General features: G+C 47.3%; 23 protein-coding genes. 13 read left to right on the forward strand and 10 right to left on the reverse strand.

Annotation, left to right across the window (positions count from 1 at the left end; translation table 11 throughout):
• Positions 1-161 precede the first annotated feature (161 nt).
• From O3660_RS02890 to O3660_RS02900, 3 genes are all read right to left on the reverse strand, one after another.
• Complete coding sequence (locus tag O3660_RS02890) at positions 162-1,046, reverse strand: lipid A biosynthesis lauroyl acyltransferase (RefSeq protein WP_283121683.1); 885 nt, start codon at positions 1,044-1,046, stop codon at positions 162-164.
• Between the two features lie 78 nt (positions 1,047-1,124).
• A complete protein-coding gene (gene ruvC / locus O3660_RS02895; RefSeq protein ID WP_003684216.1) occupies positions 1,125-1,670 on the reverse strand; it encodes a crossover junction endodeoxyribonuclease RuvC in 546 nt (181 codons plus the stop codon).
• Between the two features lie 9 nt (positions 1,671-1,679).
• Positions 1,680-2,510, reverse strand: coding sequence for a carbon-nitrogen hydrolase family protein (locus O3660_RS02900; RefSeq protein WP_371464529.1), 831 nt, complete (start codon positions 2,508-2,510; stop codon positions 1,680-1,682).
• A gap of 94 nt (positions 2,511-2,604) precedes the next feature.
• On the opposite strand from O3660_RS02900, the gene O3660_RS02905 reads away from it, so the two are divergent.
• From O3660_RS02905 to O3660_RS02955, 11 genes are all read left to right on the forward strand, one after another.
• Positions 2,605-2,904 carry a porin gene (locus tag O3660_RS02905; RefSeq protein WP_283121674.1) on the forward strand — a complete coding sequence of 100 codons (300 nt, stop codon included), beginning with the start codon at positions 2,605-2,607 and terminating at the stop codon, positions 2,902-2,904.
• Positions 2,905-3,309: 405 nt separating this feature from the next.
• Positions 3,310-3,711 carry a hypothetical protein gene (locus O3660_RS02910; protein ID WP_371464532.1) on the forward strand — a complete coding sequence of 134 codons (402 nt, stop codon included), beginning with the start codon at positions 3,310-3,312 and terminating at the stop codon, positions 3,709-3,711.
• A 233-nt stretch (positions 3,712-3,944) separates the two neighbouring features.
• The gene (locus O3660_RS02915; RefSeq protein ID WP_314553572.1) at positions 3,945-4,133 is read left to right on the forward strand and encodes a hypothetical protein; all 189 of its coding nucleotides are present in this window, start codon (positions 3,945-3,947) and stop codon (positions 4,131-4,133) included.
• 236 nt (positions 4,134-4,369) lie between these two features.
• The gene (locus O3660_RS02920) at positions 4,370-5,425 is read left to right on the forward strand and encodes a hypothetical protein (protein ID WP_371464533.1); all 1,056 of its coding nucleotides are present in this window, start codon (positions 4,370-4,372) and stop codon (positions 5,423-5,425) included.
• Between the two features lie 41 nt (positions 5,426-5,466).
• Positions 5,467-5,922 carry a DUF6636 domain-containing protein gene (locus O3660_RS02925; RefSeq protein ID WP_036472608.1) on the forward strand — a complete coding sequence of 152 codons (456 nt, stop codon included), beginning with the start codon at positions 5,467-5,469 and terminating at the stop codon, positions 5,920-5,922.
• Between the two features lie 38 nt (positions 5,923-5,960).
• Positions 5,961-6,785 (forward strand): CHAP domain-containing protein, encoded by an 825-nt coding sequence (locus O3660_RS02930; RefSeq protein ID WP_003684181.1) that lies wholly within the window; start codon positions 5,961-5,963, stop codon positions 6,783-6,785.
• 67 nt (positions 6,786-6,852) lie between these two features.
• On the forward strand, positions 6,853-7,374 hold the full coding sequence (locus O3660_RS02935) for a hypothetical protein (protein ID WP_003684204.1): 522 nt from the start codon (positions 6,853-6,855) through the stop codon (positions 7,372-7,374).
• A 409-nt stretch (positions 7,375-7,783) separates the two neighbouring features.
• Entirely contained in the window at positions 7,784-8,203 is a 420-nt protein-coding gene (locus O3660_RS02940; protein WP_154954490.1) for a hypothetical protein, read from the forward strand.
• A gap of 2 nt (positions 8,204-8,205) precedes the next feature.
• On the forward strand, positions 8,206-8,595 hold the full coding sequence (locus O3660_RS02945) for a hypothetical protein (protein WP_308887044.1): 390 nt from the start codon (positions 8,206-8,208) through the stop codon (positions 8,593-8,595).
• A 62-nt stretch (positions 8,596-8,657) separates the two neighbouring features.
• Positions 8,658-8,978: a hypothetical protein gene (locus O3660_RS02950; protein ID WP_308887045.1), complete on the forward strand. Its 321-nt coding sequence runs from the start codon at positions 8,658-8,660 to the stop codon at positions 8,976-8,978.
• Between the two features lie 227 nt (positions 8,979-9,205).
• Complete coding sequence (locus O3660_RS02955) at positions 9,206-10,498, forward strand: valine--pyruvate transaminase (protein WP_308887046.1); 1,293 nt, start codon at positions 9,206-9,208, stop codon at positions 10,496-10,498.
• A gap of 68 nt (positions 10,499-10,566) precedes the next feature.
• On the opposite strand, the gene O3660_RS02960 is transcribed toward O3660_RS02955, so the two are convergent.
• From O3660_RS02960 to O3660_RS02985, 6 genes are all read right to left on the reverse strand, one after another.
• A complete protein-coding gene (locus O3660_RS02960) occupies positions 10,567-11,325 on the reverse strand; it encodes an ABC transporter ATP-binding protein (RefSeq protein ID WP_049350811.1) in 759 nt (252 codons plus the stop codon).
• Positions 11,326-11,405: 80 nt separating this feature from the next.
• Positions 11,406-12,032 (reverse strand): FmdE family protein, encoded by a 627-nt coding sequence (locus tag O3660_RS02965; RefSeq protein WP_049350810.1) that lies wholly within the window; start codon positions 12,030-12,032, stop codon positions 11,406-11,408.
• Between the two features lie 88 nt (positions 12,033-12,120).
• Entirely contained in the window at positions 12,121-13,092 is a 972-nt protein-coding gene (locus O3660_RS02970; protein ID WP_371464536.1) for an iron chelate uptake ABC transporter family permease subunit, read from the reverse strand.
• On the reverse strand, positions 13,082-14,050 hold the full coding sequence (locus tag O3660_RS02975) for an ABC transporter permease (protein WP_070873659.1): 969 nt from the start codon (positions 14,048-14,050) through the stop codon (positions 13,082-13,084). Before O3660_RS02975 ends, O3660_RS02970 begins: the two co-directional genes overlap by 11 nt.
• Before the next feature lie 230 nt (positions 14,051-14,280).
• Positions 14,281-15,243 carry a siderophore ABC transporter substrate-binding protein gene (locus O3660_RS02980; RefSeq protein WP_371464537.1) on the reverse strand — a complete coding sequence of 321 codons (963 nt, stop codon included), beginning with the start codon at positions 15,241-15,243 and terminating at the stop codon, positions 14,281-14,283.
• A 115-nt stretch (positions 15,244-15,358) separates the two neighbouring features.
• Positions 15,359-17,461: a TonB-dependent siderophore receptor gene (locus O3660_RS02985; RefSeq protein ID WP_128582113.1), complete on the reverse strand. Its 2,103-nt coding sequence runs from the start codon at positions 17,459-17,461 to the stop codon at positions 15,359-15,361.
• 416 nt (positions 17,462-17,877) lie between these two features.
• Between O3660_RS02985 and groES the strand changes: the two genes are divergently transcribed.
• Both groES and groL read left to right on the forward strand, forming a co-directional pair.
• On the forward strand, positions 17,878-18,165 hold the full coding sequence (gene groES / locus O3660_RS02990; protein ID WP_016687158.1) for a co-chaperone GroES: 288 nt from the start codon (positions 17,878-17,880) through the stop codon (positions 18,163-18,165).
• 98 nt (positions 18,166-18,263) lie between these two features.
• On the forward strand, positions 18,264-19,898 hold the full coding sequence (gene groL, locus O3660_RS02995; protein WP_371464538.1) for a chaperonin GroEL: 1,635 nt from the start codon (positions 18,264-18,266) through the stop codon (positions 19,896-19,898).
• A 306-nt stretch (positions 19,899-20,204) separates the two neighbouring features.
• Here the strand turns inward: groL and katA are convergent, their stop codons facing one another.
• Entirely contained in the window at positions 20,205-21,719 is a 1,515-nt protein-coding gene (katA, locus tag O3660_RS03000; RefSeq protein WP_371464539.1) for a catalase KatA, read from the reverse strand.
• Positions 21,720-21,959: the final 240 nt, after the last annotated feature.

Here is a 21,959-nt window from a genome sequence, read left to right on the forward strand (position 1 = left end):
AATATATAAATGAAAAAAGTTATTTTTAAAGCATTTAAAGCGGAATATTATTTGATTGTTTGAACTCAAACATGAGTTTCGGTTTGATTCAATTAAAATGAAAAAGCGGCGAAAGAAAAATTTCGCCGCTTTTTGTATATTCAAATTGTAATTCAATGTAGTCAATAAAAGCTGCTTTCGCCTTCGGGACGGGTTTTGAAGCGTTTGTGCAGCCAGAAATATTGTTCGGGATGCTCGCGTACCCGCTCTTCGATGAAGTCGTTCATGCGCTGGGTGTCGGCTTCGACATTTTCAGTCGGGAAATTGTCCCAAGCCGGATGGAAGCGCAGGGTTACGGTATTGTCGGTTTCGCGCGTGGGGATGGCGGGAATGATTTTGGCTTTGGTCATGCCGGCGATACGGCTAAGGCCGGTAATCGTGGCCGTCTGAATGCCGAAGAAATTGACGAAAATGGAATCGTTGCGGCCGAAGTCTTGGTCGGGCAGATAAAGAAAGGGCGCATCGCTTTTGCGCAGGTGTTTGATGATGGCACGCAGGCCTTCTGTGCGGCCGATCAGGAAAACATTGTTGTAGCGGTGACGGCCTTTCAGGATTTGCTCGTCCAGGGTTTTGTTTTTTTGGTGCGAATACATACTGGTCAGCGGCACATCCTGATTGAGCGTGTAAACCGCCATTTCAAATGCGGTAAAGTGCGGATAGAGGATGATGACTTTTTCGCCGGCGGCGAGGGCTTCGTCAAGATGGTGTTTGTCTTGATAGCGTACCAACGAGCGCAGCTTGTCCGCAGGTGCGTACCAGTAGAGGCCGTATTCGAGCATCAGCTTTGCCATGTGTTGGAAGTGGCGTTTGAGCAGGGCAGTGCGCTGGCTGTCGTTCAGCTCGGGAAAGCATTTTTTAAGGTTGACCTCGCCGACTTTGCGGCGCGGTTTGACTGCGTAATAGGCGAGAATACCGATCGCGTCGGCAATCTTGTGCAACACGCAAAAAGGCAGCAGGCGGATGAGGTAGAGAAAAAGGAAGGCGGCTTTCATGAAGGCTCGCTGTATGTGGGCAAAGGGCTATTATAACCGAAAGGCCGTCTGAAAACGGGCTGGAACACTATTTCAGACGGCCTGAATGTCGGCTTACCATTGGAAGCGGCCGCGTTTGACCTGCAGTCCGTCGGGGTTGAGTTGCGAAGCCAATCCGTGATTGCGCAGGGCGTGGGTGAGGGCGACGGCGAGTCCGTCGGCGGCATCGGCTTGCGGCGTGCCTGAAAGTGCAAGCATTTGGACCACCATATGCTGCACTTGCTCTTTGGCGGCTTTACCCTTGCCGACCACAGCCTGCTTGACCTGAAGAGCGGTGTATTCAAACACGGGCAAATCGTGCATGACCAAAGCGGCAATCGCTGCACCGCGCGCCTGACCGAGCATTAACGTTGCGGCCGGATTGACGTTGACGAATACTTGCTCGATGGCTGCCTGATGGGGTTGATAGTGGCGGATGATTTCGTCGATATGGCGGACAATCACGGCGATGCGTTCGGAAAGCGACGCGCCGGTCGGCGTTTTGATACAGCCGGAAGCAACATAATGATGCTCGCGGCCGTGGACATCAATCACGCCGAAGCCGGTCACGCGGCTGCCAGGGTCGATGCCAAGAATGCGTGTGGGTTGGAACTGGGACATAGTGCGTGTTTAAAGTAATCGGTGTTTCAGGGCAGGCAGGCGCGTGCGCACGCTTTGCAGGCGCGCAGTATCCAAATCGGCACAAATCACGCCTTCGCCTTCCGGCAACGTCGCCAACACATCGCCCCAAGGGTCAATAATCATACTGTGGCCGAATGTGCGGCGGCCGCTTTCATGCAGTCCGCCTTGTGCCGACGCGATGACGTAGCATTGGTTTTCCACCGCACGGGCGCGCAGCAGCAATTCCCAATGCGCCTTGCCGGTCGTGTAGGTAAATGCAGCCGGTAACAGCAAAACATCAAACGGCTGCTGGGCGCGGAAAAACTCAGGAAAGCGCAAATCGTAGCAGACCCCGGCCGCCAGCGGAACATCGTCCACGCTCAGCTTCGGCACATCGTTGCCCGCCAATATCGTATCGGCTTCGGCGTAGCGTTCGCCCAAACCGGAAAAGCCGAACAGGTGCATTTTGTGGTAAAGCCCGACTCGGTTGCCGTCGCGGTCATACACCAGCATCGTGTTCATCACCTTGCCAGCGTTTGGGCTTTGCAGCGGAACCGTACCGCCAAACAACACCACGCCGCATTCCCTTGCCGTTTCGCTTAAGGCCGTCTGAAAACGGGGGTGGCAGGTTTGGCCAACTCGTCCATCGTCCAAAGGCTCGGCAAATGCCAGCTTATCCGTATCGTTTTTGCCCATCAGCGGCCAATATTCAGGCAGCAACACCCAATCCGCCCCTTGCTCGGCCGCCTCGCGGACAAGGCGCTTCATGGTGGCAATATTGGTTTCGGGGTCGGTGGACGACACCATTTGCACAGCGGCGGCGCGTAAAGAGCGCATCATCAAAACTCCTGTCAGATTTTGCAAGAATTGTAACTTGTTTACGTACAAGGCCGATACAATCGTCACACAATTCCTCTCCCAAAAAGGATAAACCATGAACTTGAAACTTCTCCTCACTGCCGCACTTTCCCCCGCCGCACTTGCCGCACACGCCGACGTACAGCTTTACGGCAGCATCAAAAGCGGCATCGAAACCTCGCAAACCCGTTTCGGCGGCCAAACATACAGCCGAACCGCCGTTGCCGACCAAGGCAGCCACATCGGTTTGCGCGGCTCGCATCCGATTGGAGGCGGAACGAATTTTATTTGGGAAGTCGAACAAGACACACCGGTCGGCAAAAGCGGCTCCATCCGCCAAGACTGGCGCGAACGTCGAGATAATTTTGGCCGTTAAGGAAAGATTGAATAGTAAAGGCCGTCTGAAAAATCAGGATAACTGGTTTTCAGACGGCCTGTTTTTTATTTTGAGAATAATTGTATAGTGTATTTTTTTAACTTACTGTTTTTATTGTTTTAAATGGCGATTTGGTGGGGTTGCATATACCTTTTTTCGTATTAAAGGATGTTTGAAAAAATAGAAAGGATTAAAATCATCTATTCTATGAAATTTATAGAAGCATAATAAAAGAACGGTTGTTTTTTTAAATTTTATCTTTGAAATCTGATTGATAATTATTTATTAGTACTAAGTTTTCAAAATGGTGCTAGAATATTGTGAGCAATAAAATATAAATTTATTAGTTTTAAAAATGGTTATTGCTATAATGGGCTAAACCATTACAAATGTAAGGAGTTTAAAATGAAAAAAGCATTGTTTCTCTCTATTTGCCTATTAGGGGCAGGTTCATGTTTTGCACAGGAAAATATAGAGCATAAAAAAGAAGTCTGTCCCAAAAGTGCGTTAGAAAATATTGAAAATGTTAGTTATGATTGCTTGGATGTTTGGGATAGCCGTTTAGAAAAAAAAATTGATGAAAAATATAAGATGATATACCGACGAGTAAAACAAAAAGATATGGCTCTACATGCTTTGCCTTCTTCTTATTTTATTAAAGTACGTAAAACTTGGAATGCATATAGAGAACAACTTTGTTCTGATCCTACAAATAATACAGATCTAAAATCTGCATCTGATTGGTATATTCTTCAATGCCGAATTGAGCAATCGCAAGCTCATTTGAAAGCATTGGAGCGCTTCTAAAAGGAATTTTGCAAAGGTCTCAGGCCGTCTGAAAGATTTTCAGACGGCCTATTTTTTATTTTGAGAATAATTGTATAGTGTATTTTTGACTTACTATTTTTATTGTTTTAAATGGCGATTTGGTGGGACTTGCATATACCTTTTTTCGTATTAAAGGATGTTTGAAAAAATAGAAAGGATTAAAATCATCTATTCAATAGGGTAATTTATTACAAATTTAAGGAATTTAAAAAATGAAAAAAGCATTATTTCTTTCTGTTTGCCTATTAGGGGCAGGTTCATGTTTTGCACAGGAAAATATAGAGCATAAAAAAGAAGTCTGTCCTAAAAGTGCGTTAGAAAATATTGAAAATGTTAGTTATGATTGCTTGGATGTTTGGGATAGCCGTTTAGAAAAAAAATTGATGAAAAATATAAGATGATATACCGACGAGTAAAACAAAAAGATATGGCTCTACATGCTTTGCCTTCCTCTTATTTTATTAAAGTACGTAAAACTTGGAATGCATATAGAGAACAACTTTGTTCTGATCCTACAAATAATACAGATCTAAAATCTGCATCTGATTGGTATATTCTTCAATGTCGAATTGAGCAATCGCAAGCTCATTTGAAAGCATTGGAGCGCTTCTAATTTGTTTTAAGAAAGGAATAAAGTATGGCAAAGAAAGCGAATCATAGCCTTCGTTTTACCGGTGGCGATCATTTAACCCCTAAAGATGGTTTTAAATATTATCTACATCAAGCTATGATGGTAAATGAATTGCGTGGGGGGTATGGTGCATATGAAATGTCTAATGCTGTAAATGGTTCTAGTGGTCCAAGCTTTGGTGGAATTCAATTTGATGTGGGATCTAATAAAAATGGCCAAAAGTTATTAGAAAAAATACTTCATCATGCCAAAGATAATGCAGGAAATTCTTTTTTATCAGAATCTGAGATGACGCAGCTTCATCGGATATACAAACCATTTAATGATGTCAAGACTAAGGAAGGAAAGATAGCAACTCGGGGAATGAGTGATGAAGATAAAGCATTCTACAAGCAAATCAAGCCCAAATTGGATGCTGCTCTATCATCCCCGACAGGAATAAAATTAATTAATGAAAACTATAATGAAAATTTAGATGATAAAATTTTAAAGGTAGAGGAAAAGATTAGTAATGTTAAAAATAAAGTAAATAGAGAATTTTTGAATAACAGCATGCAGGCAAAGGTCTTTATTGCGGATATTGGCAATCAATATGGTGCAAAAGTTAATGAGGCTCTTGTTAAGTTTATTGCACAAACAGAAAAAGACAATGGAGTCACTTTACCTGGAAATAGAACTGTAAAAGTGCATGGTCAGCTTGATATGGAAGATTTAAAAAATTTTCGTATGAGTACTGTATATGGAATCAAACACCCAGCAGATGCAAAACGTCGGGACGAAAACATCGAAAGAATCACAGCTCCAACTCGTCAGCAAGAACATTCCAAATCTTCTGAGGGTAATGACAGGCCAGCCGATAAACTTCAAGCTTTAATTCAAGGCTTTAAAAATGACAAAGATGGTACGTTCACAGCCAAAGCATTGGCTGACAATGCCGATGTGGTGGCAAATTTTAGAGATGAGTTGCGAGAGACCTTAAAACAAAATCAGGCTCAAGAAGTTGCTCAAAATACTCCACAAGTTCAAGAAGAGCGCAGCTATGGCGGTCGATCGTTTAGTTAGGAAATATTTAATAACCTTAAAACCCTAATAGGAGTCTTTGTATGCAGAAATTATTTATTCTAATATCATTAACTTTATCAGTTTCGGCTTGTGCTGTATCTCCAATGGAAGAAACTGAAGATGTGATAAATAGTGGATTATATAATATCGATTTTCGTGCCGGAAACGGTAAGATTTATTGCGGCGGTGATGCGAAAGTATCTGATTTGGCTCAGGGTGTATCATGTCTGACTGAAATTAAAGGTAAGCCTGTTTTACCGCGCCCCAACGATTGCGAACTTGAATGGGGTGGAACATTCTTCTTGGGTAAAACCGGTAAAGCAGATATGGTTTGTCATAGTGACTTTCCTTTTAATCCCAAAGCCCGTATCTTGAAAAATGGAGAAACAGTTAAAGGTAATGGCTGGCAATGTACGGCTTCCGGTTCAGAAGTAACTTGCATAAATCAAGATAAACATGGATTTAAGATTAGTCAGGAAGTGCAGAAGCTGTTTTAATACATCTTTAGGAATTTAATTTATTAAAGGAATGGTATATGGATACAAATAAAACTGGTAATCACAAGCAAGAAAATCAAAGAGACCAAGTTCGAGAACAGGTTATCAATGATTATATTGAAAATTTAAGGAAATATAATGGCTATACCGAAAAAGGTAAGGATAATACCATTTTTGGGGCTCATTATGGCATGCAAGGCCAATATTGGTGCGATATGTATGTTGATTATGTTATGGAAGAATCGTTTGGCAAACAAAATGCAAAAAAAATGTTAGGTGGATTTTCTGCAGGAACAGAGCTTAGCAAAGCTAATTATCAAAAAATAGGTAATTGGCATGATGCAAAAGATTATATTCCTCAGAAAGGAGATCAAATTTTCTTTCTTAATTCAACAAAAGATAAAAAAAGAACGGTTAATCATACAGGGGTTGTTATTGATGTTGATCTAGAAAAAGGTATTGTTTATACAATTGAAGGTAATACTAGTGCTAAGCCAGGGGATAGTAATGGAACAACAGTTAGGGAGAAACAATATCCTTTAGACAAAAATACAATAAAAGGGTATGGTACGCCTGATTGGAATATTGAAGTTGATAAACGAATTCAAGAAATAGAAATAAATAAATCATCCACTGTAAACGAACTTTCTTCAAAGGATAAATTGCAAAATTTGATAAACGGCTTTAAACACGACAAAGATGGTACGTTCACAGCCAAGGCATTGGCTGAAAATGCTGATGTGGTAGCGAATTTTAGAGATGAGTTGCGAGAGAACTTAAAACAAAATCAGGTTCAAGAAGTTGCTCAAAATACTCCTCAAGTTCAAGAAGAGCGCAGCTATGGTGGTCGTTCGTTTGGTTAAATCTTTCCCAAATTTGAAGAATGCTGATAGCACGTTTTTTCCTTATTCTTTCAATAGATAGTTACGCATGAATAATAACGAACTTGAGCAAGCACATAATCTTTTGCTTGAAACCGCCGAGGTAATGACACAATTTAGGCAAAGTACCCATCAGATTGTCCAAAATCTTGAAGATAAATTGGATAAATCACTTTACGATCAACGCAAAATGATTACGGAGATGGTGCGTGCGGAAGTGACGAAAGAAATGTCAAATTCGGTGGCAGGTTATGTGCGAGATATGGAAAAGGCACGCAACCAAATGGCTGATCAAGTACGTGAATTCAATGCATACTTGAATAAGGTAAATGAAGAAAATCAGAAGATTTCTTCACGTTTGGTATGGATTATTTCGCTTGCAATGGCAACATTGGTTATTGGCGGATTGGCATTATCTTTCTTTTATACAATGTTGATTGACCAAAAACGACAGGATGCGGATATGGTCGGTCGCATCAATCGAGCCAATATCGTGCGATGCGGCGATGAACTTTGTGCCAAGACAGGTAAAAGCGTAGAAAATGGCTATCGGGTTATTCAGCATCGATAGCTGAGAAACTAAAGGCCGTCTGAAAAAAACAGGATAACTGGTTTTCAGACGGCCTTTGTCTATTGTGAGGATAATTGTAGAATGTGCCTTTAGATCACAGTTTTTATTGTTAAAAATGAAGAATTTTAGGAGTGTATTACATACGCTCTTTTTTGTATTTAAGGATGCTTGGAAAAAATTAGTAGGCTTAAAATCATCTATTTTATGAAATTTATGGAAGCATGATAGAAGAGAGAGTGGTTTTTGGAAAGTTTTGTACATTGTCTTAAAATATGGCCGTTTGTCGTTTTATTTTATCTATGTTTGCGAAATACATGCTAGAATGTGAATAATTTAATGTAAACTTATTAATTATAAAGAAATAGTTATTATAATGGTTTAGATTGCTAAAAAGTTAAGGAGTTTTAAAATGAAAAAACTAGCTATTCTTTTGAGTTTGTCCCTTCTTTTGGCAGCTTGTGATTTAGGCTTTCCCAAAATGACTGTTAATTATGATAATTTGCCCCATGGGAAAATTAAAGAATATATTACTAAAACATTTCCAAATGAACCTGAAAAAGAAGCATTGAGCAAAATGATTTATGCTCAGTTAAGTGGTGATAAAAGTGCTGATAATATTAGAAAGACCGTTTCCCAAATGGGTATGACTTGTGAAGTAGAAAAAGAGATGTGCGAGTATTTAGGATATATTAAAACTAAGGTTGCCGGTATTAGCTCGGGAAGTGGTCGGGCAAAACGCATTTATCATATCGTTATTTTCCCTAAAAAAGGGATGGATTCTTTGAAGATTGAATATCAAATTGTAGAAGATACGGAGAAGGTGAATTAAATATGGAAAATACTGGGAACTATAAAATTGTGAAATCACAATTACCTCTTTTAGGAGGTATAGCTGGACATAATTTTATTGCTGTATTGGATCCTAATAATCGGGTAATTCATGAATTGAATGGACTTGCCACATCAAAAGATGGGGAAATTAAACCAATCGGTTATTTACCTTCTGATAAATTGTATGTTTACAATGAAAAAGAAGTAAAAGGATTTTTTTATAATTCATCTCAAAATCAAGAAGTAGTTTTTGAAGGGAATTATAAAGATGTTATGGATAAATTTAATTTAGGGTATGCGATAGGAAAAGAAATTAATAAACATGAATTCACATATCCATTCTTCGGTTTAGGAGATAATAGCGCAACTCTGTTGCCTCCACCTTATTAAAAGGTATAGGGTTAAATGATCCTGATTTAGGGCATGCTTTAACACCAGGAGAAGAGTCCTTATTGATACCTGAGGAACAGTTAAGGAATATTCGCCAAAATTGGGAGTTACAACATAAAAAGGTTAATCTTGGAGAAATAGGCGTAAATTTTGCTGAATCAGCTTTAACTGCAGCTGACAAACTTCAAGCTCTAATTCAAGGCTTTAAAAACGACAAAGATGGTACGTTCACAACCAAAGCATTGGCTGAAAATGCCGATGTAGTGGCGAATTTTAGAGATGAGTTGCGAGAAACCTTAAAACAAAATCAGACTCAAGAAGTCGCTCAAAATGTTCCGCAAGTTCAAGAAGAGCGCAGCTATGGTGGTCGTTCGTTTGGTTAAATCCTTCCCAAATTTGAAGAATGCTGATGATAGTACGATTTTCCCTTATTCTTTCAATGGATAGTTACTCATGAACAATAAAGCGTAGAAAATGGCTATCGGGTTATTCAGCATCGATAGCTGAGAAACTAAAGGCCGTCTGAAAAATCAGGATAACTGGTTTTCAGACGGCCTTTGTTCTTATAATAGCGGTTTATTGTTTTTACACACTCAGCAACGGAGTTTTCATGCAGTTTTCAGCATTCGGCGAAAAATTCACACAACACAGCGGTATTTTGCAGTTGATGGACGATTTGGGCGACGCGCTCAAAAGCGACAAGCCCGTCAATATGCTTGGCGGCGGTAATCCGGCGAAGATTGCTGAAGTCAATGCCGTGTTCGCCGATGTGTTTTCCAAGCTGGCGGTGGAACACGCTGTTGAGAATATCGGCAATTATTCCAATCCGCAGGGCGATGCGGCGCTGATTGCGGCTTTGACGGAGTTTCTTAACCATGAATACGGCTGGAATCTGACGGCGGACAATATCGCGCTGACTAATGGTTCGCAAAACGCGTTTTTCTATTTGTTCAACCTGTTCGGTGGCAAATTCAATCTTTCAGACGGCCAAACGGCTGAAAAAGCCATTTTGTTGCCGCTTGCGCCTGAATATATCGGTTATGCCGACGTGCATGTCGAAGGGCAGCATTTTATTTCGGTAAAACCGAAAATCGAAAATGTCGAACACGAAGGCGAAGCGGGATTTTTCAAATACCGCGTGGACTTTGACACGCTGGAGAGCCTGCCTGAATTGAAAGAGGGCAAAATCGGTGCGATTTGCTGTTCGCGCCCGACTAATCCGACCGGCAATGTGCTGACCGACGGCGAGATGGCGCGTTTGGACGCTTTGGCGCAAGAACACGGGATTCCGCTGATTATCGACAACGCTTACGGAATGCCGTTCCCGAATATTATTTACAGCGATGTGACGCTCAACTGGCACGAAAACATTATCCTCTGCTTCAGCCTTTCTAAAATCGGCCTGCCCGGCGTGCGTACCGGCATTATTGTTGCTGCGCCGGAAGTGGTCAAAGCCGTCAGCAGTTTGAATGCGATTGTAAACCTGTCGCCAACCCGTTTCGGCGCGGCGATTGCGGCTCCGCTGTTAAATGACGGCCGTCTGAAACAGCTGGCCGACCAAGTGATTCAGCCGTTTTACCGTCAGCAGGCGCAAACGGCGGTCTCCCTGCTCAAGCGTGAATTGGGCGCGTATCCGTTGAAAATCCACAAGCCTGAAGGTGCGATTTTCTTGTGGCTTTGGTTTGAAAACCTGCCTGTTTCGTCGCAAACCTTGTACGAAATGCTCAAGGCCGAAGGTACGCTGATTATTCCGGGTGAGCATTTTTTTGTCGGTATTGATAGGCAAGACTATCCGCATGCGCACGAGTGCATCCGCATGAGCATTGCGCAGGATGCGGAAACGCTGGAAAAAGGCATTGCCGCGATCGGTCGCGTGGTGCGCGGTTTGTACGATAAAAAATAAACGCTTTGAATAGACAAAGACCGTCTGAAACATGAGTAATCAGGTTTCAGACGGCCTTTTTGTCGGATTTAGATATGGTGGATAACCAGTTTTTTACCTTCGTAATCGAGGACGTTGACGTCCATATCGAATAGGGTTTTGATGTTTTCGGCGGTGAAAATATCGTTGGGCTTGCCCTGCATGGCGACTTGGCCGTTTTTCATGGCGACGACGTAATCGGCGTAGGCGGCGGCCTGGTTGATGTCGTGCAGGACGACGACGGTAGTGCGTTTGTGTTCGTCGGTCAGCCGGCGCAGGATTTGCATGAGGGAGCGGGCATGATACATGTCGAGGTTGTTCAGCGGTTCGTCCAGCAAAACGTAGTCGGTGCGCTGGCAGAACACCATGGCAATCATGGCGCGTTGGCGTTGGCCGCCGGAAAGCTCGGTCAGGTAGCGGTCGGCAAAGTCTTGCAGGTGGAACTCGGCGAGCGCTTCTTCGACGATGGTTTTATCAGTTTCAGACGGCCTGCCTTGATGGTAGGGATAGCGGCCGAACATGAGCAGATCGCGCACGGTAATGCGGCTCATGATGCTGTTTTCTTGGGTGAGGATGGAGAGCGTGCGGGCAAGTTCGGCGGTGGGGGTGGTTTTGATGTCTTTGCCTGCGTAGCTGATGTCGCCGTGTATCAAGGGCTGCAGGCGCGCCATAAAGGAGAGGAGGGTGGATTTGCCTGCGCCGTTCGGGCCGATCAGCGCGGTAATGCCGCCTTCGGGAATGTCGAGGCTGACGTCGTTGAGGATGGGATTGCTTCCGATGGTGTGGCTGACGTTGCGGATGGTAATCATAGGCGGATCCAAGTGGGAATTTGAGTTTCAGACGGCCTTGAGTTTTAAGGCCGCCTGAATTTTATTTCTGTATGGTGTGGTTAAATTTCGCTGACGGTGACAAATTCGGGATTGTCGGCTTGATCAATCAGGAAGGCGCGGACGCGTTCTTGCCAAAGCTCGCCGAATTGTTTGAGTTCGTCAGTACTTGCGCTGCCGCTGACGGCTTTGGGCATGATGTCGCGCATTTGCGACGCAAAGGGTTGGAGCGCGGCGTTGAGGCTGACGGCAACGGTTTTGCCGGTATCGCGGCGGCGGAGTGCGAGTGTGCCGTTGATTTCGCCTGCACCAAAGGACAAGAGATGGCGGCGGGCAAAGCGTCCGGCAGGGCCTACGCCGCCAAAGCCGGTTTCAGGTGCCGCGCCGGTAAGGAGTTGGACGACGGAAGCGGTAACGCCGGTCGTGCCTTCGTCACGTTCGCCCTGCATAAAGGCTTCGATGTCGCCGCGTTGCGGCAGCTCTGCGCCGTAAAGGGCTTTCAGGCCTTTGACCACCATCAGGTAGGCACCGGCGACGGTCGGGCAGGAGTGGCCGCACAGGCGCACGGCATCGGCGTAGCGGTAAGTGAGGATGCCGTTTTCGGCCGCGCCGAGGAAGTCGGCCAATGCGTCTTGGACGGTAATGGTCGGGGCGTCATCGAAGAATGAAGGAAGGCGTTCTTGTGTCATGAGGGTTGTCCTTTATGGGTTTGCTTAGGCCGTCTGAAGATTTCAGACGGCCTGAATTTATTTTTGCGAGCGTTTGGACACGTTTAATTTATTTCTTTTTCAACACCAAATATAAAAATACCAATCCGCCTGCAAATTCGACGACCACGCTCAATACGGCCTGCATGCCGAGGAAGTGCTCGAAGATGGTTTGTCCGCCGACCAACAGGATGCCGCCGACACAAAAAGTCATGGGCAGGCGGACGGAATGTTTGACCGACGGGGAAAAATAGTTGGCCAGCGCGGCAACCAGCAGGCCGAAAAAGCTTACCGGGCCGACAACGGCGGTCGCAGTTGCAACCAGCGCAGCGATCCACAACAGCAGCCATAAGGTATTGCGCGTGTAGTTGACGCCCAAATTGATGGCCTGATTGCGGCCGAGCAGGTAAACATCGAGGCGGTGGCGTTCGCGCCAGATCACGGCGGCGCTGATGAGCAACACGACTGCGCCGATACCCAACAATTCCGAATGGACGGTATTGAAAGTGGCAAACATATTCGCCTGCGCCGCGGTAAATTCTTCGGGGTCAATCATGCGCGAAAGCAGCGACGACAGGCTGCGGAACAAAATCCCGAAAATCACGCCGATTAAAATCATGCGCGACAAATCGCGTCCACCTTGTTTGATGAGCGTGTAGAACAATAGCAGCGAGCCGCCCATCATGACGACCAGTTCAAAGCCGAATTTGCCCGTCAACGGCAGGGAAGCATAGCCCACGCCGCCGAGCGTAAACACCAGCAAGGTCTGCAAAAACACATACAGCGAATCGAAACCCAAAATCGAAGGGGTCAGAATCGGATTGTTGGTCAGCGTTTGGAAGAGTTGCGTGGACACGCCGACCGCATAGGCAACCATCAGCAGCGCGGCAAGCTTGGTCAGACGCAGATGCAAGACAAAGTCCCAATCGCCTTTGACGTTGAGCGTCATAAACAGAACGCAGGAAACCAGCAACAGCGCAAAGGCCACCCACAACGGACGGCTGCTTCCTGCCATAAAACCGATATTTTTTTCAGACGGCATGAGCAGGTTTCCTTAATAAAAGCCATAAAAACAAAGCCGTCCCCATCACGCCAAAAACCGTAGAGACCGGAATTTCAAACGGAAACACAATCACGCGTCCGACAATATCGCACAGCAACACCAAAGACGCGCCCAGCAAGGCTACCGCAGGCAGGCTTTGGCGCAGCTTGTCGCCCATCAGGCGGCTGATGATGTTCGGCACGACTAGGCCGATAAACGGAATATTGCCGACCGTCACGACCACCAAAGACGTAATCAGCGCCACAATAATCAACCCCGACCACAGAATCGCCGTCCGGTTCAGCCCCAAGTTCACGCTCACCGTTTCGCCCAAACCCAAAATCGTCAGCTGGTCGGCAATCAAATAGGCAAACAAAGCCAAAATCCCCGTTGCCCACAACAATTCATACCGTCCGAGCAACACGCCGGAAAAATCGCCCTGTTGCCACACGCCTAGCATTTGCAGCATTTCGTTTTCATACGCGATAAAGGTGGCCACCGCCTCAATCACACCGCCGAAAATAATCCCGACCAAAGGCACCATCAGTTGCGCGGTCGGCGGCAGGCGGCGGATCAGCAGCATAAAGACCAACATCCCGATCAGCGCGGCAACGGCGGCAACCGACATTTTTGCCAGCAGTGGCGCGGCCGGAAGCAGCAGGGTCATCAGCAGCAAACCCAAAGCCGCGCTTTGGCTTGCGCCCACCATCGACGGTTCGACAAAACGGTTGCGCATCAAAATCTGCATAATCATGCCGGCCACCGCCATCGATGCACCCGTCAGCACAATCGCAAACGTGCGCGGCAGGCGGCTGATGAACATGACTTGCTGGCTGTCGGATAGCGAAAACAGGGCGGACCATTTGAAGTCGGCCACGCCGACCGACAGGCTGACGGCAAACAATATCAGCAGCGCCACACCGTTGACCGCATTTAAAAATGAAGGTTTATGAAACATAAAATGGTTCGGAAAAAATAAGGCCGTCTGAAAGAAGGGTTAAGGTATTTGGCAAAAAAGGCAGGTTTGCCCATCATAAAAACAGATGCAAACAGGCAAAAATTGTCCATTTGCACCATGTATTTTCAGACGGCCTAAATCCAATGACTTCAGATCAAGCAGCTTGACCCTGTGAATCATCAAACCCTTTAGGCCGTCTGAAAGAAGCGGGCGGCTATGTCCGCGCTGAATTACTTGGCCGCATTAAACGCATCGCTGACCTGTTTGGAAGCGTTCAGCAATTCTTGTGCGCCGCCGGCCGCCAGATAGGTTTCCGGCACGAGGTACACGACTTGGCCTTTTTTCCATGCAGTTGTTTCGGCAACCAAAGGATTGTTCAAAACATCTTTAGCAGCCTGACCTTCTTCACCGATGGCCGCGCCGCGGTCCAAAACAAACAGCCAATCAGGGTTTTTCTCTTTCAGGTATTCAAAGCTGATAGGCTGGCCGTGGCTGCCTTCTTTAATCGATTCATCAACAGCGGGAACGCCGATATCTTTATGCAACCAACCGCCCAAACGGGAAGAAGGGCCGAAAGCCGACATCTTACCGCCGTTGACTAATACCACCAAACCTTTGCCTTTGCCTTGCGCAGCGGTTTTCGCCGCTTCAAACGAAGCATCGATTTCCGCTTTCAGCTTGTCCGCTTCCGCCTGTTTGCCAAAGATTTGCCCCAGCGCGTCGATGCGCTCTTTTGAGCTTTCTTTCAGATTGGCGGTTTCGGCAGTCATCTCGATGGTCGGCGCAATGGCGTTCAACTTGTCAAATGCTTTGGCTGCACGGCTGCCGATGATGATGAGCTGCGGTTTGTAAGCGTTTAAGGCCTCGTAGTCAGGCTCAAACAGCGTGCCGGCAGGTTTCGTGGTTTTGAAATATTCGTCCAAGTAGGGCAGGCGGTTTTTGTCGACGGACAAACCGGTTTTCACGCCCAGTTTGTTTAAAGTGTCGAGCATGCCCAAATCGTAAACGGCGATACGCTCCGGATTTTGCGGCACTGTTGCCTCACCGCGCGTGGTTTTCACCGTCAGGCTTGCGCCTTCGGTTTGGGCGGCAGAAGCGGAAGCAGTTTGTGCCTGATTGGAAGCAGAATCTTTTGGTGAACACGCACCCAAAGCGAGGGTGCAGCATACGGCTAAAGCGGTCAAACGTAACATAGAGTTTCTCCGTAGTCGGAAATAAAGTAAATCGAAATGATAACTTGTATCGGATTATAAAGCTAGATGCCGTCTGAAAACTTTTGTTTTCAGACGGCTTTTTCAAGCTGATTGCTTAGAAGCGGTAGTTCACGCCCAAGCGTACATCACGTCCGGTACCTGGTAGGGTATTGGTCCAGCGTTGGCTGTGCGGATAGTAGAACTTGTTAAACACGTTGTTGACTGAAAGATTGACATTGAGCGTGTCTTTGCCCAGCGGTTTCCAGTTGGCGAAGACATCGTTCACACCGAAACCTTGGCGTACAACGTTTTCCAGTTTGCCGTCGCGACCTTTTTGACCCGCCACCAATATCGAACCCACGGCTTTTTGAACATAGCGTCCGCGCCAGCCGATTTCCAGATTCGGATTTTGGAAGCGGTAGGCAAGGGAGGCCGTCCAAGTGCGGCCGGTTTGTGCGCCAAACTCGGGGTTCGCGCTTAACAATTTATCTTTGTGCGTATCGTAAAAACGCGGTTTGCTGTGGCTTACGCCGACTTTGGCAGTCAGGCCGCCTGTACGGTAGGACGCGCCCAATTCGTAACCGTGGTTTTTGACGTAGCCGGCGTTGACGGCTTCACGGATGGCGACAGAGTCGTGGCGGTTTTGCGGATTGGCAAGCGCGTCTTTGATGGTCTGCCAGAAGTAGCTGCCGTTTGCGGCAAACGTGCCGTCGTTGTAGTTGAAGCCGATTTCGGTATTGCGCGCGCGTTCAGCTTTAGTGCCGTCGGCAATCGAGATGATGCCGCGTTTGCCGTGGGTTTGCAGCGCGTCATACAGGCGCGGGCTGCGGCTGGCGTAGTTGTGGCTTACGCTGAAGCTCAAGTTTTCGACAGGTTGGTAAATTACGCCCAGACTCGGGTTGACTTTGCCGTCTGAAACCGATTTGCCGTCATGGGTTTTGATATCGAAATGGTCGTAACGCAGACCGCCGGTCAGGGTAACATCGCCGATATCTTGGATGGCTTCGACATACACGCCGTAATCGGTTTTGGTCGGGTTGGTCAGGCTGTATCCGCGTACCAGACTTTGCAGGGCGGCATCGGTGCTGGTGTATTGCGAATTCAGGAAGGTATGAGGTTTGATTTCCTGATGGCGGTAGTTGACACCGTATTTCAACAGGGTTTTTTCGGCAAGGCGGCTGTCGAAGTTGATATTTGCACCTTTGGTGGTGATTTTGGTTGTGGTCGGACCTGCCACATTGCCTGCGTAACCGCTGCCGCTGTCATCGGCGGAATAGCGTTCGTTTTCCAACACATAGGCGTTGGCGTTCAGTTTTTCGACAAAGCCCAGGTTTTTACCCGTGTACTCCAAGTTGGTGTTGGATTGGGTAGTTTCACGGTATGAGGGTTTCTGCCTGTCTTTTGCAGGGTCGGACTCGAAGATTGTAAACTCTTCACGCACAGTACGGATGCCCCGGTGCTGGTCTTTCATGTGGCTCAACACGATGCGGTGGTCGCCGTCGCCGAAGGTTGTTCCGATTTTGGCCAGGTAGCTGCGTTTGTCCAGTGCGCTGTAAGGTACGGTTTTGCCGCCGTTGGGACTTTTGTAGCCTTTACCTGCTTCGTAATCTTTTTCATCGTTGCGGTTGTAAGAGAATAAGCCGTCGAAGTTGCCGGCTTTTCCGAACACGCTGGCGCCGTAGTTTACGCCGTCATTGCTGGCATAGCCGCTGCTGAGGCGCACGCCCCAGTTTTTGTCCAAACCTTTTAGCAAGTCTTCGGCATCGACTGTTTTAGTAATAATCGCGCCGTTGGTCGCGCCAATACCGGCAGATGCCGAGCCCGCGCCTTTCTGTACGGAGACGATTTTGACCAGCGCAGGGTCGATGATGAAACGGCCTTGGTGATACAGTATTTGGCTGTCGGAATAGGCGTTGTCCACCTTGATGTCGACAGAGTTCTGACCCATGCCGCGCAAGGTCATGTGTTGGGATGTGCCGTTACCGCCGCCGAAATCGATGGCAGGTTCTTCTTTTAACAATTCGCGCAAATCGGTTGATGTGCTTTCGTCTTTTTGACGAAGGGTGACGATATTGGTTTTGATTTTGCTGCCTTGGCGGTCACCTTTAACGGTAACGGTATCAAGCACAACATTGTCTTTGGCTTCATTTTCTGCGTGTGCAAAACCGGCTGCCAGTGTCAGTGACAGCAGGCTCAGTCGGAACAGGGGCGTATTCATTGAAAATGTCCTTAATAAAATGACAGTAATAAAAAAATAAAAGCAAATCAAAGAGAAATTATCTTTAAAAGATGCAATTAAGAATAATCATCATTTATAATAATGCATTAAAAAGGAATAGTTGTAAAGAGTTGTGCTGCATTTGTAAAGGAATTGTGTTGTTTTTAAACGAATTTTGCAGTTTGTATGTCAGGCCGTCTGAAAAATAAGTGATCGGGCATTTTTGCGTATGAAAATATTTGGAAAGACTGCATAGAAATTTTTACTTTTTCCCTTGAATTTGTCGCAAACAACCCAAATCTACCCGCCATTACGGCAGGCGTTCCATAAGCGTGCCGCTATTTCCAAGCAAACCGTGTCTGTCATGTCCGACAGACAATTGTTTTCAATCTATTTATTTATCGGAGCATTAAGACATGACCATCCGCCCTTTACACGACCGCGTAGTCGTCAAACGCTTAGAAGCTGAAGAAAAAACCGCCTCCGGCATCGTCTTGCCGGGCGCAGCCGCTGAAAAACCCGACATGGGCGAAGTGATCGCCGTGGGTGCGGGCAAAATCGGTAAAGACGGCGAACGCCGTCCGCTGGATGTCAAAGTCGGCGACAAAATTATTTTCGGCAAATACAGCGGTCAAACCGTTAAAGCCGACGGCGAAGAGCTGTTGGTGATGCGCGAAGAAGATATTTTCGGTATCGTTGAATAATTGTTGAATTAAGTTTCAGAACCAAAGGCCGTCTGAATCAAATATGAAGTTTTCAGACGGCCTCGAACAGATGTTTAATATTGATTTGGAGAATTTAAATGGCAGCAAAAGACGTACAATTCGGCAATGAAGTTCGCCAAAAAATGGTAAACGGCGTCAATGTATTGGCAAACGCCGTACGCGTAACTCTGGGCCCTAAAGGTCGCAACGTGGTGCTTGACCGCTCCTTCGGCGGCCCGCACATCACTAAAGACGGCGTTACCGTCGCTAAAGAAATCGAACTGAAAGACAAATTCGAAAACATGGGCGCGCAAATGGTGAAAGAAGTGGCGTCCAAAACCAACGACGTAGCGGGTGACGGCACCACCACCGCCACCGTACTGGCGCAAGCCATCGTAGCGGAAGGTATGAAATACGTGACCGCCGGCATGAACCCGACCGACCTGAAACGCGGTATCGACAAAGCCGTTGCCGCTTTGGTTGAAGAACTGAAAAACATCGCCAAACCTTGCGACACTTCCAAAGAAATCGCCCAAGTCGGCTCGATTTCCGCCAACTCCGACGAACAAGTCGGCGCGATTATTGCCGAAGCGATGGAAAAAGTCGGCAAAGAAGGCGTGATTACCGTTGAAGACGGCAAATCTTTGGAAAACGAATTGGATGTCGTCGAAGGTATGCAGTTCGACCGCGGCTACCTGTCCCCTTACTTCATCAACGACGCGGAAAAACAAATTGCTGCGCTGGATAATCCGTTTGTTTTGCTGTTCGACAAAAAAATCAGCAACATCCGCGACCTGCTGCCTGTTTTGGAACAAGTGGCAAAAGCCAGCCGTCCGCTCTTGATTATCGCTGAAGACGTAGAAGGCGAAGCCTTGGCGACTTTGGTGGTGAACAACATCCGCGGCATTCTGAAAACCGTTGCCGTTAAAGCCCCGGGCTTCGGCGACCGCCGCAAAGCCATGTTGCAAGACATCGCCATTCTGACCGGCGGCACCGTGATTGCCGAAGAAGTCGGCCTATCTTTGGAAAAAGCCACTCTGGAAGACTTGGGTCAAGCCAAACGCATCGAAATCGGTAAAGAAAACACCACCATCATCGACGGCTTTGGCGACGCTGCCCAAATCGAAGCGCGTGTTGCCGAAATCCGCCAACAAATCGAAACCGCAACCAGCGATTACGACAAAGAAAAACTGCAAGAGCGTGTTGCCAAACTGGCAGGCGGCGTGGCAGTGATTAAAGTCGGTGCCGCTACCGAAGTCGAAATGAAAGAGAAAAAAGACCGCGTGGAAGACGCGCTGCACGCTACCCGCGCAGCCGTTGAAGAAGGCGTGGTTGCAGGCGGCGGCGTAGCCCTGTTGCGCGCCCGTGCCGCTTTGGAAAACCTGCACACCGGCAATGCCGACCAAGACGCAGGCGTACAAATCGTCTTGCGCGCCGTTGAGTCTCCACTGCGCCAAATCGTTGCCAACGCAGGCGGCGAACCTAGCGTAGTTGTGAACAAAGTGTTGGAAGGCAAAGGCAACTACGGTTACAACGCAGGCTCCGGCGAATACGGAGACATGATAGAAATGGGCGTACTCGACCCTGCCAAAGTAACCCGTTCTGCGCTGCAACACGCCGCATCTATCGCCGGCCTGATGTTGACCACAGACTGCATGATCGCTGAAATCCCTGAAGAAAAACCTGCTATGCCTGATATGGGCGGCATGGGTGGTATGGGCGGCATGATGTAAGGCTGCCTGAACCCTTCAGATAAAAAGCAAAACCGCACGGCAAGTAGCCGTGCGGTTTTTTATTTGCCAGTAAGAAGCGTGAGATGTTATAGAGGGCATGCCATGATTTACAGGGAAATAAGGGCAGCCAGTTCCATTGAATCAGAAGCAATCAAATAAACTTCATCATCAAAAAAGGCCGTCTGAAACTTTATTTTGCGTTTCAGACGGCCTGATTAATGATTTAAACCGTTACTTTTTGCTTGAACGGCTGTATCGGACAGCTTGAGACAAGAGTTCTTCAATTTCTATCCACATAATGCCTCCTTACAGCAAACCGGGTTGACCTAAAGCCGGGTCGTTGGCTCGTGCCGCTTGGGCATCTTCGACAGTCAGTCCAAGGGCTTTGGCCACGCCTTCGCCGTATGCCGGATCGCAACGGTAGCAGTTGCGGATATGGCGGTATTTGATGAAGTCTGGTGCATCACCCATGGCTGCGGCGGTGTTGTTAAACAAAGCTTGTTGTTGCTCATTGTTCATCAGCTTGAACAAAGCGCGCGGTTGGCTGAAGTAGTCGTCATCGTCTTGGCGGTAATCCCAGTGCGCCGCATCGCCGCTGATTTTCAAAGGAGGTTCGGCGAAGTCGGGCTGTTGCTGCCATTGGCCGAAGCTGTTGGGTTCGTAGTGCGGCAGGCTGCCGTAGTTGCCGTCGGCGCGACCTTGCCCATCGCGCTGGTTGCTGTGAACAGGGCAACGCGGGCGGTTGACGGGGATTTGGCGGAAGTTCACGCCTAAGCGGTAGCGTTGCGCGTCGGCGTAATTGAACAAACGGGCTTGCAGCATTTTGTCGGGGCTGGCGCCGATACCGGGCACAAGGTTGCTCGGTGCGAAGGCGGATTGTTCCACATCGGCGAAGAAGTTTTCGGGATTGCGGTTCAACTCGAATTCGCCCACTTCAATCAGCGGATAGTCTTTTTTCGGCCAAACTTTGGTCAAGTCAAACGGATGATACGGTACTTTTTCCGCATCGGCTTCAGGCATGATTTGGATGTACATCGTCCATTTCGGAAACTCGCCGCGTTCGATGGCTTCGTACAGGTCGCGTTGATGGCTTTCGCGGTCGTCGGCGATGATTTTGGCGGCTTCTTCATTGGTCAGGTTTTTAATTCCTTGCTGGGTGCGGAAATGGAATTTCACCCAAAAACGCTCGCCTGCTTCGTTCCAGAAGCTGTAAGTATGCGAACCGAAGCCGTGCATATGACGGTAGCTGGCTGGAATACCGCGGTCGCTCATGACGATGGTAACTTGGTGCAGTGCCTCGGGCAGCAGCGTCCAGAAGTCCCAGTTGTTCGTGGCAGAACGCATATTGGTGCGCGGGTCGCGTTTGACGGCTTTGTTCAGGTCAGGGAACTTACGCGGGTCGCGCAGGAAGAATACGGGCGTGTTGTTGCCGACCATATCCCAGTTGCCTTCTTCGGTATAGAACTTCAACGCAAAGCCGCGGATGTCGCGTTCCGCATCGGCTGCGCCGCGCTCGCCTGCCACGGTGGTGAAACGGGCGAACATCTCGGTTTTCTTGCCAACTTCGCTGAAGATTTTGGCGCGGGTGTATTTCGTGATGTCGTGCGTTACGGTGAACGTACCGAACGCACCCGAACCTTTGGCGTGCATACGGCGTTCGGGGATGACTTCGCGCACGAAGTCGGCGAGTTTTTCATTCAGCCACAAATCCTGCGCCAGCAACGGGCCGCGCGGACCAGCGGTCAGGCTGTTTTGATTGTCGGCAACGGGGGCGCCGTTGTTCATGGTCAGGTGGGTTACGGGACATTTAGAGACGGTCATGATGATTTCCTTTGTGAAATGGTCAATGGTTTATAAAACGATTTGCCGAAAAGCATATTCGTAGCCGGTTTCTTGGCATTCATAAATTTCTTGTATCGACATTTTATTTCCTTTTGCTGTTAACTATTAAAAGAACTATACAGAAAGATTTTAACTATTGGAACTATGAAATCGATTTAGAATTAATATTAATCAATCAGAAATTAAATTCTATTAGTTTTTATCAATGATTAAGCTGTA

Origin of the sequence: Neisseria sp. 27098_8_139, assembly GCF_041433195.1 — a bacterium.
Lineage (GTDB): Bacteria > Pseudomonadota > Gammaproteobacteria > Burkholderiales > Neisseriaceae > Neisseria > Neisseria subflava.

What these genes read in the sequence shown, in the direction of transcription:
- ruvC (WP_003684216.1), bottom strand. Translation starts at nt 1,670, where the DNA reads ATGTCCCAGTTCCAACCCACACGCATTCTTGGCATCGACCCTGGCAGC.
- O3660_RS02900 (WP_371464529.1), bottom strand. Translation starts at nt 2,510, where the DNA reads ATGATGCGCTCTTTACGCGCCGCCGCTGTGCAAATGGTGTCGTCCACC.
- O3660_RS02905 (WP_283121674.1), top strand. Translation starts at nt 2,605, where the DNA reads ATGAACTTGAAACTTCTCCTCACTGCCGCACTTTCCCCCGCCGCACTT.
- O3660_RS02910 (WP_371464532.1), top strand. Translation starts at nt 3,310, where the DNA reads ATGAAAAAAGCATTGTTTCTCTCTATTTGCCTATTAGGGGCAGGTTCA.
- O3660_RS02915 (WP_314553572.1), top strand. Translation starts at nt 3,945, where the DNA reads ATGAAAAAAGCATTATTTCTTTCTGTTTGCCTATTAGGGGCAGGTTCA.
- O3660_RS02920 (WP_371464533.1), top strand. Translation starts at nt 4,370, where the DNA reads ATGGCAAAGAAAGCGAATCATAGCCTTCGTTTTACCGGTGGCGATCAT.
- O3660_RS02925 (WP_036472608.1), top strand. Translation starts at nt 5,467, where the DNA reads ATGCAGAAATTATTTATTCTAATATCATTAACTTTATCAGTTTCGGCT.
- O3660_RS02930 (WP_003684181.1), top strand. Translation starts at nt 5,961, where the DNA reads ATGGATACAAATAAAACTGGTAATCACAAGCAAGAAAATCAAAGAGAC.
- O3660_RS02935 (WP_003684204.1), top strand. Translation starts at nt 6,853, where the DNA reads ATGAATAATAACGAACTTGAGCAAGCACATAATCTTTTGCTTGAAACC.
- O3660_RS02940 (WP_154954490.1), top strand. Translation starts at nt 7,784, where the DNA reads ATGAAAAAACTAGCTATTCTTTTGAGTTTGTCCCTTCTTTTGGCAGCT.
- O3660_RS02945 (WP_308887044.1), top strand. Translation starts at nt 8,206, where the DNA reads ATGGAAAATACTGGGAACTATAAAATTGTGAAATCACAATTACCTCTT.
- O3660_RS02955 (WP_308887046.1), top strand. Translation starts at nt 9,206, where the DNA reads ATGCAGTTTTCAGCATTCGGCGAAAAATTCACACAACACAGCGGTATT.
- O3660_RS02960 (WP_049350811.1), bottom strand. Translation starts at nt 11,325, where the DNA reads ATGATTACCATCCGCAACGTCAGCCACACCATCGGAAGCAATCCCATC.
- O3660_RS02965 (WP_049350810.1), bottom strand. Translation starts at nt 12,032, where the DNA reads ATGACACAAGAACGCCTTCCTTCATTCTTCGATGACGCCCCGACCATT.
- O3660_RS02970 (WP_371464536.1), bottom strand. Translation starts at nt 13,092, where the DNA reads ATGCCGTCTGAAAAAAATATCGGTTTTATGGCAGGAAGCAGCCGTCCG.
- O3660_RS02975 (WP_070873659.1), bottom strand. Translation starts at nt 14,050, where the DNA reads ATGTTTCATAAACCTTCATTTTTAAATGCGGTCAACGGTGTGGCGCTG.
- O3660_RS02980 (WP_371464537.1), bottom strand. Translation starts at nt 15,243, where the DNA reads ATGTTACGTTTGACCGCTTTAGCCGTATGCTGCACCCTCGCTTTGGGT.
- O3660_RS02985 (WP_128582113.1), bottom strand. Translation starts at nt 17,461, where the DNA reads ATGAATACGCCCCTGTTCCGACTGAGCCTGCTGTCACTGACACTGGCA.
- groES (WP_016687158.1), top strand. Translation starts at nt 17,878, where the DNA reads ATGACCATCCGCCCTTTACACGACCGCGTAGTCGTCAAACGCTTAGAA.
- groL (WP_371464538.1), top strand. Translation starts at nt 18,264, where the DNA reads ATGGCAGCAAAAGACGTACAATTCGGCAATGAAGTTCGCCAAAAAATG.
- katA (WP_371464539.1), bottom strand. Translation starts at nt 21,719, where the DNA reads ATGACCGTCTCTAAATGTCCCGTAACCCACCTGACCATGAACAACGGC.